Raw genomic sequence first — 13,074 nt, forward strand, 5'->3', positions numbered from 1 at the left:
CTGGCAGCGCTTTGCACTGGCGACCGGAATGAACAGGGTCGCAGCGCGATGGTCTCCCTGTTCGACCGCGTTTCTTATCCATTTTACAGATCAATTGGTTTCTTCACGCCTTGACGGATCGGGAATGGTGGCTGTTGCCCTCTGTTTGGGCCGCTTTCCAAACGATTGGGTGTTTGGGCTCGCCGGATTGCGGGGGGTTGCTGACACTACTTGCTTCCGAAATTCATCGGCGACATCGATCGAAGGATGATGGAGCTGAAAGGGATGGTTTAACTGGTGGAGCATCGGGATTTGATGGTGGTCTTAAATATAAACTCATCGTCATCACAGTCCTTCAATGGACGCGGGTCAGCTGATTTGGTTGGCCAACTGGCCAACTCCTGGCCAGCCGGTGGCCAGGCCCATGTTCTATAGCAGAAACGGTTTATGTGTTTTCAGTAGACTGGCCAGGCTGGCCAGCAGATCGCAACGCCGCCGACTTTTCCTTCCCGCGAGGCTCGCTGGTTGGCGTGAACGCATCTTGAAGGGAGCATTTTGATGTAGGGCTTCATGGAAACGCCCATCCAAGATGCTCAACCAAGATGCTCAACCAAGATGCCCAACCAAGATGCCCAACCAAGATGCCCAACCAAGATGCCCAACCAAGATGCCCAACCAAGATGCCCAACCAAGATGCCCAACCAAGATGCTCAACCAAGATGCTCAACCAAGATGCTCAACCAAGATGCTCAACCAAGATGCTCAACCAAGATGCTCAACCAAGATGCTCAACCAAGATGCTCAACCAAGATGCCCATCCAAGATGCCCATCCAAGATGCCCATCCAAGATGCCCATCCAAGATGCCCATCCAAGATGCTCAACCAAGATGCTCAACCAAGATGCCCAACCAAGATGCTCAACCAAGATGCCCATCCAAGATAAGTGATCGTGATGGGCCTCAATCAGAACTGTTCGCCTCTTTCCTCCACGCCAGATCGCGGAACTTGCCGTCGACGATCGATTCGGGCTCAGGCTCGGGCTTGGTTGCTCTCAGTAACTCATTGCGATTGAGAAGTCAGGACGCGCACTTGCGAATTTGGTGAGTGGACCGTTCAATTCTTGCCTGGTCAGTGGAGTTCTGCGTTCTGCTCACCAGTGCGACGGTTTCAACGAGAACTTTTGGAATGGATGCCTGGACATGGCTGGGGTCAAAAATGCAATTCTGCTGAAAATGCTCGATCGGCTGTTCGCCGGATTGACGAGTGGTCCCAACCTCAACTGCCGCCCCCATTCCAGCCGGCAACGAGTCGACTGGACGCAGTTCGCACGCCTCAAGGATCTCTCGCCCGCAGAGGCGCTCGGGAAATTGTTCACCGCCAAGCCCTCAATTCAACTTCGCCCGCAGATCGAACCTCCAGCGAAACCGGGGAAGTCCAGTGACGGACGGGGCAAATCGCGATCCCGGTCGGATGCAAAGCGGAAGCTCGAACAGGACTCCAGCCCGGAAGAGATGGGACAGCTTCCCCCCGTTCCAACTGACTCACTGAATTCTCTGGACGAGTGGTCCAACCAGCAGAGTCTGCTAACTAAGCTGAGGGGGCTTGCGGAAGACGCCCGTGCCTACGAGCAGGACACGGGAGTCCATGTGCTGCACGTGGGGTTCCCTTTGCTGAGTGTCCCCCCCTCCGCAGCGGGCAATGTCAAATCGTTCAGCAGCGGGGGAAAAAGACTGCTGGCGCCCATCGCCTTTATCTCCGTTTCACTGGAAGTCCGGGCGGGCTTTCAACCCGTCATCTCCATCGAAGGACGTAACGACGGCGCTGACGCTCTGGTCCCCAACGAGGCTCTCTTCGCATGGCTGGAGCGCCAGTCCGGACAGTCGCTCCTCGCCAATGACGACGAGAACACATCGCCGACAGAGGTTCTCGCGTCCCCCCCATCGTCTGCATCAGAACCAGGGGAAATTGACTCCGCGACAACTTCATCTCAGCAACAGGATCTCGGTTCCGGCCGCACCACAACATCACAGGAACTTTGGGAGGAACTAAACTCTCTGGTCAGCCGTGTCACCCGATTGCTGCAACTTCCCGAATCACCACTCAGCGCAGCCTCGTTGGAGAACCTGCGCAAGGCACCACGGTCTGACGACGAAAATCCTCGCGCCGAGATCGTCCTCGCTGCGGTACTCGGCTTGTTCCCAATGAATAAGCAGGGACTGCTGCGCGATATGCAGGCCATGGTCGAACAGAGTACCTTCGCCGGTCCCCTGCAAAGCTTTCTGACGCTCGATCCGGACCTCCCCAGTCTGGATGACGATGTTTCGCCGGACTTATTACGGCGCTCCCGGACCGCAGTTCCCGCTGCCGCCAATCGGCTGATTTCCGCAGCGGATCCGTTCCAGTCGAAAGCCGTGCGTCTTGCGCGAGACTGTTCCGAGTTGATCATTCATGGTCCGCCAGGCACCGGAAAAAGTCAGACAATCACTAATATCATCGGTGACCACCTTGTCCGCGGGGAACGCGTTCTTCTGGTGTGCGACAAGCGAACGGCTCTCGACGTCGTCGCCAGCCGACTGGAGCACCTGGGACTGGGCTCTCTTTGCTCGTTGATTCACGATCCCCAGCATGATCAGCGGATTCTGTTTAACAGCATCCGCAAACGACTGGAGTCCCTCACAGAAAACAGCCGTGACGGAATGGCACAAGCACGTCTGGATTCGCTCGATGCCCAAGTCCAGAAGGGCCTTGATCAGTTGTGGGAGGCGTGGCGTCTGACAATGGACAGGGATCCCCAACGTGCAACGTCCTTCCACGAACGCATGGGAGACTGGCTCGAAGCGATCGTTCCGACACTCGAAACGGCCAACTTCACCTGGTCAGCAACTGAACCCCAATCCGCCCCCTCAGCCAATCGACCTTCCCCCGACACATCAAGATCGGACCGTGGGCGAACTCGCCCACGAAGACGCGGCTCCGAGGCGTCGGCAGAAACGGTCACATTGAGCCTGTATGAGTCGCACGAAACGGTCATTCGTGATCTGGTCAGTCGTGCGAGCAGTATCGACTTTTCGAACCATCCCTGGCGGCGCCCCGCTGGAATCACACTGACGGAGCTTCTGCAAACTCCCCAGGATCAGATTCGTGAGGATCTTAAAGTCATTCTCGATTGTGCGTTGACCGTTGACGATGCGAAGACTGGTGGAATCCCGTCGCTCGATCCACTCGGCTGGATCGCCCCCTCAAGCAGCGAAGCAGATCACGAGGGCGAGATGAGGGTTGAGGGCAAGACATCGAGCGGGACGATTTCCGGGGGAAAAATAAGATCCAAGCCCGGCCGTAGCTTTCATGAACAGGCGCATCTCCGACGAGAACTGGCTGCGCGGATGCGTCGCTGCGTCGACTCCACTGACGGCGGTCTTCGAGGACGCTGGGCGAAAAGTTCCAAGTCGATTCTCCAACGGTCCCTTGATCGACTACTTCAGATCGAGCCCGAGATTGAAGTGACACGCTTGGGGCTGCTTGATGCACAGTTCCTCAATCTGATTCGCTCGACTTCAATCCCCATTTCACAACAGTTGCATTGGACCGTCGATCTGGGCCGCTACCTTGCAACATGCACACGGTGGTACGGTTGGTTCGCATTTCGAAGCCGCAGCCGAGCCAGCACGATCTTGCGGGAGTTCGGATTGCCCCTCAGTCCCCCGAATGCAACCCGCGTCCACAGCTTTCTGACGCAAATGACTGCCCGGAATACGGTGGCAACCTGTTTAAATGAGGTCTCACCCGCAAAGCCGCCACGGAAAGTGGAAGCAGACTCGTTGACTGAGGACTGGGATCAGCTTTGCCAGTTGCTTCAGATACTGCTGGAACTGGAGAATGCACCGCTGTCAGACGAGCTCAAGCAAGGTGCCAGACAATCGCTGAACGACGGCAATGAAGACTGGATTGAGTCGCTGGTCACATCATCCGAAGTGGCCGATTCACTCGAAGAACTTCGAGATGAGCTTGTCGGATCCAGGCTGTTCTCCACTGACTGGCTGAATGGATTTTTTGAGCGAGTATGTAGTCCCGATTCAGTCGTCGACGAACTGCGACAACTCGAGACCTCGGTCGATCAGCTGGCAGATGTGCTGCGAATTCTCGAGTCACTTCAGCAACTGCCTGCAGGGCTAAGACGGATCACAGAGGAGGCCATTGAGCACACGGGTCCGTGCGAAAGAATCCTGTCGTCGATTCGGCAGAAGGTTCTCGCTGCGGAGATTTCCGCGTGGCTTGCGGCCAACCCTGCGCTCCTGCAGATGGACGGGCCAGGCTTCGACAAACTCAGCACCGACGTGATTGCCCTGCAGCAGAAGAAGCAGGCGATCGTACGGGACGTCATTCTTGACTACTGGACTCAGCGGCAGCGTCAGAAATTGCTCGCGATGACCGGCACACGGCTGAATAGTGCCGGGGCGGACCTGCGTCGACGCCTCACCACGCGTGGTGAACGAGCCATGCGACTGCGCCAGGTCATTACCACCGGACAACAGCTTCCCGGTGGAGACCCGCTGTTTGACCTCTGTCCGGTATGGATGGTGAGTCCCGAAACGGTCGCGCAGATCTTTCCCCGAGAACCACTGTTCGATGTGGTGATCTTCGACGAGGCCTCCCAGTGTCGTCTGGAAGAAGCACTCCCTGTCTTAACACGTGCCCGACGCGTCGTGATTGCAGGCGATCCTAAACAGTTGCCTCCCTCCCGCTTCTTCGAATCGACCGTCACCTCAAGTGATCAAAGCCTCGGCGAGACCGAACAGGAACTATTCGAATCGCATCAAAGTGAAGTAGAGGACCTGCTCTCCGCAGCACTCTCTCTTAATCTGCAGGAGTGCTATCTCGACGTGCATTACCGTTCGCGCAATGCGGATCTGGTGCAGTTCAGCAATGACCAGTTCTATAGTTCACGACTCCAGGTCATTCCGGGGCATCCTCGAAACAGAGTCCGGTTCGCACCTATCACTCTTTACCAGGTGAATGGAGTTTTTGAGGACCGGGCCAACTCGGCCGAGGCGGATCGAGTCTGTCAGATTGTGGAGGACTTGTTGCGGCGGTCTGAACCTCCCTCAATCGGTATCGCCTGCTTCAACCTGACGCAACGGGACCTGATTCTGGAACGGTTGGATGAACTCGCGGTGAAAGACGCGGACTTTGCTCATCGTCTTGCCGCGGCCCGCTGTCGTTCAGGGCAGGGGACGTTTGAAGGGCTGTTCGTCAAGAACCTCGAGAACGTCCAAGGTGACGAACGTGACCACATGATTATCAGCACGACGTACGGCGTCGATTCTCAAGGCCGCTTCTACCGCCGCTTTGGTCCATTAGGCCAGGCAGGAGGAGGCCGGCGTTTGAATGTGCTGATTACGCGAGCCCGAGAAGAAGTCCATCTCGTTACGTCGATTCCCGTGGAGCTTTATCGCAGTTTGCCCCCCGTTCCCGCTGGTCAGCAACCGGGCGGGGGATGGTTATTGTTCGCGTATCTGGCCTTTGCAGAGCGTTTGAGTGAAGACTACAACCGCTGGCGCGAATCGCCCTCAGACAATGACTCGCCGACGGGGCTCATTGTCGAAAGCCCGACACAGACGCCATCACGGTTTGCACGCGCGTTTGCCGGCCTGGCCGCCAGGCGAAACAGGATCGGCAGCGACCTGTATCGGGGGAATGATGGATTCTGTATCGATGTCGCATTCCATCATCCTTCACGCCGCGAAGACCGAACACTCGGGATCATTTTCGATGTGACCCGGTTTACACAGGCGGACGATCCCGTGGAGTGGGAATTGTTCCGTACCCAGATTCTGGAAGGGCAGGGGTGGCAGTTGCGGCGCTGCTGGACGCCTGAGTTCTTCCGTGATCCCGTGGGTGAGTTCAACAAAATTCTGGCGGAAGCAGATGAACTCGCCGAGACCGATGAGGATCCCGAATCCATTCCTGTCGAATGACACGCTTTGGGAACTCAGTCAACGATCTCGAAATCACTACGTAGTTACAGTGCTGTCTGCAGCAGCGGGACTGGGGCTCATAATGATGAGAGGCGGAGCAGCCTGCCAAGCGAACGCATCGCCCAACACCGGCTGGTACCGGCAGTGGCTGGCGGACGGTCTTGAACGGACATCAGAACCATAATCCGGGAGATTTCACCTCCCTGAAATTCGATGAAAACTCCTCTTGGCGCAAAAGGGGAAATGACAGTCAACGATTCAACGCGACGGCACACGTTAATAGGTCGTCACAATCCCCCGGCGAACTCTGCCGGTATCGAATGAATAGCAGGGAAATCGGTTTGAATCTACGGCAGTGCACAACGGAATCGTATTGACCCATTTCGCCAAGATGGACTATTAATCGCCGCCTTTCAAAGGTCCAAATCCTGGACCTCAAATTTTCGGTCCTTCAATCGTGACGTCGCATCGTGTCGATCGGCGTCCGCCAATCCATTTTTGTCAAGTGAAACGGCCGGGTCGCTTTTCGCCCGCGGCTCAACCAGTTGTCGGTAAAAGTTTGACGCGCTTCGTCAATGCCAGACCCGGAGGAGGAAGTTATCTTGGGTAGGATCATCGGACTGATCGGATGCACTATGTTGGTCATCGCTGCCATGCGCTTGACCAACCTTCAGCACGTTGAGACCACCAAATTGAAAGGTGGCGAGGATCGCGGAGCAGCTCAGTCGAAGCTGACGCCGCGAGCTCACTACAAGCGTGGCAGGGAACTGTATCTTCGCGGTCGCTACCTGGAAGCCCTTCCTCATCTGGAAGAAGCTTCGCAGTCGACGACTGGTCTGTCGGCCAACGAACGACGCCAGACGGAAGACTGTCTGAACCGGGCACGTCTCAAAGTGCAGGGCGTTGCCGACCGGACAAACCCCTCCGGTCAGAACGAGAACGGAGCGGTCATCCGAGGGCAGTCCGACCCATGGGATTCCGAACCGGCCCAAGCCTCGAACGGAGCCGACAACGAAGCGCGGGACCGCGTCGAACAACTTATGATTCAGGCGAAAGCCGCACATAAGCTGGGTGAAGTCGCCGAAGCAACCAAGCTGGCAACGCTCGCGAACAAACTCGCTAAATCAGCCAAGCTGAAGTTCGCCAAAGACCAGGTATCCCCAAGCGATTTCCTGGCCAAACTTGGCTCAACCAAGAAAGAAGTTGCCGCGAAAGCGGGCGGACTCGCTGATGCCGCTGCTGACTGGGCATCGAACGAAGTCGGTGGTGCAGTTCGCACTGCTGCCCGTAGTGCCGTTCCCTCGGACATCATGCAGCTCTCCTCCGAAGGTGACAGCGATGACTTCGGCGGGGCTTCCTCTAAGGTTCAAAACGCCGGTCACTCCGACTCTCTCAAGGATCGCGCGGCCAAGCTGGTCGCTCAGGCTCGTGCCGAACTGAAAGCCGGCCGCCTGGAAGCCGCTCGCCGAAAGGCCATTGAAGCGAATGATCTGAACGTCTCGTTCGATATCACCGAAGATCGTCCCGCAGTGCTACTTGCCGAACTCGATCGCCGCATGAACACCGTCACCATGACCCGCAACGCCGGAGCAAAATCGGCAGCGGCCAGCAGTGAGGATGAATTCGCCGGTGCAACCGATGCTCCGTCGGCTGCCAAGAAGCAGCAGGCCATGAAGCTGATCGAAGAAGCTCGTAAAGAACTGCAGACAGGAAACCTAGACGCGGCTCAGGCCAAGGCCGAGCAGGCTGAAAAGCTGAACGTTGTCTACAAGCTGTTCGATGACATGCCAGATATCGTGATGAACGATATTGCCGCTCGTCGTGCCGCCGAGAACATCTCCCGTAAGGGTCGCGACAAATTCTCTGCCATGGACGCTGAAGAGACCGCTCAAGCGGGTGAAGGTGCCAAGGAAGAAGACCTCGCAAAGCAGTCAAACGCCGTCAAGTTGTTGCGAGATGCTCGCAAGCTGATGAAAGAAGGACGTTTCGAAGAAGCACACAAGAAGGCCGTCGAAGTCCAGTCGCTTCAGGTCGCACTTCCAGTCAATGCAGACAGTCCTGAACTGTTGCTCGCTGACCTCAACAAGGCGATGAACGCCAAAGGTGGCAAGTCCGCTCGTCGTGTCACCACCGCCAACGCAGTCGAAGGTGCAACCGATGACGACAACCCATTCGCGCAGACCGGTAAGCGAGGCCAGTTGGTCAGTGCCAGCAACACTGAATTCGCCGAGGAAGAAGTAGTTGCTGATGTGAAGACCACTGGTCTTTCCGCCAGCGAAATGTACAACCGCGGCATGGCAGAATTGAAAAAAGGCAAGCGGAACCTGGCTTACCAGGCCTTCAAAGCCGCCTATGACTCGGGCGAACGTCTTGATCCCATCCGCACGCAACGGATGAACGACTATCTCCGCGACCTCGCTCCACGCGGTAACCAGAGCGAGATCCAGGCCGCCAGCGATGAATCGGAATCGTTCGCAGAGTCCACGCCAATGGACGCTGCTCAGCAAGAGCAACTCGTCAAGTTCGAACGCGTCCGGGCAGAAGTCCTGAACACGGTCTTCAAGGCCGAACGCCTGAAGTCCAGCGAGCCAGAGAAGGCTCTGGAACTGGTCGATCAGACCCTGGCCAAAGTGGAAAGTGCAGAACTGTCGACCGAAGCGGCAGCACCATTGCTGAAGCAACTCAACCGGACTCGATCCAGCCTTCGCACCGAGATCGAACAGCAGGCACCGAATATCGAACTGCGTGCCGAGAACAAGCGAGTGAAGGAACAGATCGAAAAGGAAATCAGCAATGCTGTCCGTATCGATCAGGAGCTGGTTCAACTCGTTGAAGAGTATAACGAGCTCTACAAGCAGCAGCGGTTTGCAGAAGCCGTTGTCGTTGCCAAGAAAGCCAAAGAACTGAACCCGAAAGATCCGGCTGTCGTCACGATGGTCATCAAGGGTCAGCTCGCGATGCAGAACAAGATCAACGACGATATCAAGAGCGATAAGGCCGACACCCGCTTGCTGATGGGGAACGACGTCGAACGGGGTCTGATCCACAGCCTGTCCGACGACAACCCGATGTCTTTCGATAAGAAGATCTGGGACAACGCCAAGAAGCGAAAGTTCGGCACGGATAATCGCATCAAGTCTGAAGAAGAAATTCACATTGAGAAGAGCCTTCAGAAGCGAATCTCGCTGCACGAAGAAAACACTCCGCTCGTCGAAGTCATTCGCAAGATCAAGGCAGTGGCTGACATCAACATCGTTTTTGACGAAGCTGGTCTGGAAGAAGAAGGAGTCAGCTCAAACACAGCGGTGTCGATCGATGTCGAAGGGATCACGGTCAAGAGTGCTCTTAACCTGATTCTGCAGCGATATCAGTTGGGCTACATGGTCGACAACGAAGTTTTGAAGATCACCAACCACGTTCGTCAACGGGGTGAACTGATCAACGCCACATACAACGTGGCGGACCTCGTGGTCGCAATCCCCAGCTTCGGCACGGATTCGTCAGGGGCAGCACCCCGAATTGGTGGTGTGCCAGGTCCCGGTCAGGGATTCGGCAGCCAGGCTTATCTGACTCCCGGGATGACTGGCCAGGCGTTCGCACAGGTCGGACCTAACGGCGGTGGCCTGGGTGGATTCAACATCCCCAACGAAGCCGATTCGCGTCTGAACGCATCGCGACGTAATACGGACTTCACCGAACTGACCAATCTGATTACCTCGACGATCTCGCCAGATACCTGGGAGCAGTCCGGTGGTCAGGCACGCGTCCAACCATTCGAAACCACGTTGAGCCTCGTCATCCGACAGACTCAGAAGGTCCATGAAGAGATTGCTGACTTGCTCAGCCAGTTGCGTCGCCTGCAAGACCTGCAAGTGACGATTGAAGTCCGGTTCGTCACCGTGTCCGATCGATTCTTCGAACGTATCGGGGTCGACTTCGACTTCAACATCAAACCAACCGTGGGTTATGCCAAGACCGACAACTCGCTGCTGCCAATCCTGCCCTTCGGTAGCATTATGACTCCGCAGGCAGGCCAGAACCTGTTCGGAATTCAAGGCCAGGGTGGACAGCAGGGTCAAGGTGGTCAGCAAGGAGGTCAGCAGGGCCAGGGTGGATTGCAGGGGCAACAGGGTCAGCAGGGACAACAAGGACAACAGGGTGGAGTGGTCTCCCAAGGATTGTTCGATCCAAGCCCAATGCGTAGCTTGATCAACAACCCAGCGAGTAACACGATTGTCGGTCTCCAGTCGCCGACGCAGTTCACCAACGACTTGACCATTCCGTTCCAGCAGGGTTCATTCGACGTAGGGATCCCCTCGTTCGGTGGATACAACCCAACCGCGGGTGTGCAGACAGGTATCGCGATTCTGAGTGACCTGGAAGCATTCTTCTTCATCTCGGCCGCTCAGGGTGATGAACGATCGAACCTGTTGTTTGCTCCGAAAGTGACGACCTTTAACGGGATTCCCGCAACTGTCAGTGACAACCGGACTCGCCCGTTCGTGACAAGTCTGGTTCCAACCGTCGGTTTTGCCGCAGTCGGTTACACTCCAATCATCACCAACGTTCCTGAAGGGATCACCCTGACAGCAACGCCAGTGGTCTCGGCCGACCGACGATTTGTCCGACTGACTCTGCTCCCGATCTTCCGCAGTATCACTGACGTCTTCACCTTCACCGCTGTCGGTGGTGGTGGTGGCGGTGGCCAACAGGGTCAGGGTGGTCAGCAGGGTGGCCAGGGTGGATTCGGCGGTGGCGGCCAGCAAGGTGGTCAAGGCGGATTCGGCGGTGGCCAGTTCGGTATCGGTGGTGGATTGGGAAGCATGCAGATCATGCAGACACTGTTCACCCAGCAGGGTGGATTCGGTGGTGGTGGCCAGGGTGGTTTCGGCGGTGGCCAACAGGGTCAGCAAGGAGGCCAGCAAGGTCAGCAGGGACAACAGGGCCAGCAGGGTGGTGGTGCCGGAGCGATCACAGTTCAACAGCCCGTCATCGAAACCATCACGGTGCAGACAACGGTCAGCGTACCGGACGGCGGAAGCGTCCTGTTGGGTGGCGTCAAACGACTGAAGGAAGGCCGCAAAATGGCCGGTGTTCCAATCTTGAACAAAATTCCTTATGTGAACCGTCTGTTCAAGAACAGTGGTGTGGGCCGCGAAACCGAAAGCCTGATGCTGATGGTGACTCCACGAATCATCATCCAGGAAGAAGAAGAAGAGCTGCTGGGAATCCCACGCAACTAGTCGCGGTGCACTCGCCCGATCGATGCCTTAACCGCATCGATCGGGCACTCGATAAAGATCAGCGACAGCCGTAAGCATCCCTTCGCCTGTAAGTCTGATCAACGAAAACTTCCGAGGCTCTGTCGCAAGTCCTCGGCCGCCGCAATCCGACCGGGCTGGATTGCGGCGGTTTTTTCGTTGATGGACAGCCCGTTGAAATTGACCTCGGTCCTCGATCGGATTGAACCGGAGAGGCGGATCCCCAGCTTCCTTGATCAGAGTTCCACGGGGGGTGAACCAGATGACGAGTCGTCATCGCTAATCGAGAGGACACCCCGCTCGTGTATTCGATTGCGTCTCAGATCGGATACTGGGAAAGCAACGGACGTAGAAGAGCATGTCAGGCAAGAATTTCTTTGACAACCCGTGCCTGGTCGACCCCTGTCAGCTTCTCTTTGAGACCATTACGTTCGTAGTAAAGGTCACTGTAGTGCAGGCCCAGAAGATGCAGGATTGTCGCATGCCAGTCCGAAACGCTGACACGATCTTCAACGGCCATCAGACCGATTTCGTCGGTGGAGCCATGAACGGTTCCGGCTTTGATTCCGGCCCCCGCCATCCAGCTGGTGAACGCGTTCTTGTTGTGATCGCGCCCCGATGTCACTGACTCGTCTCCTCCGCGTAGCTGTGCGATCGGCAATCGCCCAAATTCGCCTCCCCACAAGACAAGGACGCTGTCAAACAGCCCTCGCGCTTTCAGATCATTCAGGAGTGCTGCGACAGGTTTATCAGTACGGTCACAGGCCTTCTGAAGTTCGGTTTGCAGATGATCGTGTGTGTCCCAGATCTGTGAGTCGATATAGAGCTGGACAAATCGAACGCCACGTTCCACCAGTCGGCGTGCAATCAGACATCGCCGACCATAAGAATCAGTGATCTTGTCTCCGATGCCGTATGCCTCAAGCGTTTGCTGGGTCTCCTGAGAAAGATCCAGAGCTTCCGGAGCCATCAACTGCATCCGGGCCGCGAGCTCGTAACTGGCGATTCGAGCGTCAAGTTGTGCTTGTCCAGGGCGTCGACTGCGGTGCAGGCGATCGAGTCGTCCGATGAGGCTTCTCTCTGCATTCGTGACTTCGTCGGGCTCATCAAATTCCCTGTCGAGATTCAGAACGGGTGTTCCCGTCGCTTTAAAGCGAGTTCCCTGATAAATCGGGGGCAGATAACCCGATGCCCAGCTCTGCGTGCCGTTGACCGGAAGTCCCAGGGGATCATCGAGCACGACATAGGCAGGCAAGTTAGCGGACTCGGAACCGAGTCCATAGGTGACCCACGAACCAAGCGACGGCTGCCCGGGAATCGTCCTGCCACTGTGAATGTGATACAGAGCCGGTTCGTGAGTGAGATTGACTGTGTGCATGGAGCGGATCATGGCGACATCGTCCACGCACTTCGCAAAGTGCGGCATCGCATTCGATACCCACATTCCACTTTGGCCATGCTGAGCAAACTTGAACGGGGTCCGCATCAGCGCACCACCCGAGCCGGGCGATTCGACCTCACCGGCAATCTTCTCGAAGTAGGATTGGCCATGTCGGCGATCCAGCTCTGGCTTGGGATCGAACAGGTCCATCTGACTGGGACCACCATTCATGAAGAGATGAATGACGGCTTTGGCCTTAGGCTCAAAATTCGGCCGCCGCGGCGCAAGGTCAAACGTTTGCCTGGAACCCTGGGACGTTGTGGAATCCGCCTCGATTTCACCGTAGGCATCGCGACACAACATCGACGCCAGGGCAGCGCCATAGATGCCCGAACCGACGTTCTCAAAGAATCGTCGGCGACCCATCAGTTGATGAAGGATGGATTGACATTGTCTGGAATCAAACATGGGAATTCC

At 56.5% G+C, this 13,074-nt stretch carries 3 protein-coding genes; 2 read left to right on the top strand and 1 reads right to left on the bottom strand.

Annotated features, from left to right (window positions below; translation table 11 throughout):
- Window positions 1–1,179 precede the first annotated feature (1,179 nt).
- Both ACGY09_RS06435 and ACGY09_RS06440 read left to right on the top strand, forming a co-directional pair.
- Window positions 1,180–5,955 (top strand): AAA domain-containing protein, encoded by a 4,776-nt coding sequence (locus tag ACGY09_RS06435; RefSeq protein ID WP_397570923.1) that lies wholly within the window; start codon window positions 1,180–1,182, stop codon window positions 5,953–5,955.
- A gap of 635 nt (window positions 5,956–6,590) precedes the next feature.
- On the top strand, window positions 6,591–11,198 hold the full coding sequence (locus tag ACGY09_RS06440; RefSeq protein WP_397570924.1) for a hypothetical protein: 4,608 nt from the start codon (window positions 6,591–6,593) through the stop codon (window positions 11,196–11,198).
- A 379-nt stretch (window positions 11,199–11,577) separates the two neighbouring features.
- Here ACGY09_RS06440 and ACGY09_RS06445 read toward each other — a convergent pair whose 3' ends face one another.
- Window positions 11,578–13,065: a DUF1501 domain-containing protein gene (locus ACGY09_RS06445; RefSeq protein WP_397570925.1), complete on the bottom strand. Its 1,488-nt coding sequence runs from the start codon at window positions 13,063–13,065 to the stop codon at window positions 11,578–11,580.
- Window positions 13,066–13,074: the final 9 nt, after the last annotated feature.

The sequence above is a fragment of the Schlesneria sphaerica genome (assembly GCF_044336245.1).
Taxonomy (GTDB): Bacteria; Planctomycetota; Planctomycetia; order Planctomycetales; family Planctomycetaceae; genus Schlesneria; species Schlesneria sphaerica.

Coding starts and splice junctions, on each gene's coding strand:
- ACGY09_RS06440 (WP_397570924.1), top strand. CDS start 6,591: ATGTTGGTCATCGCTGCCATGCGCTTGACCAACCTTCAGCACGTTGAG.
- ACGY09_RS06435 (WP_397570923.1), top strand. CDS start 1,180: ATGGCTGGGGTCAAAAATGCAATTCTGCTGAAAATGCTCGATCGGCTG.
- ACGY09_RS06445 (WP_397570925.1), bottom strand. CDS start 13,065: ATGTTTGATTCCAGACAATGTCAATCCATCCTTCATCAACTGATGGGT.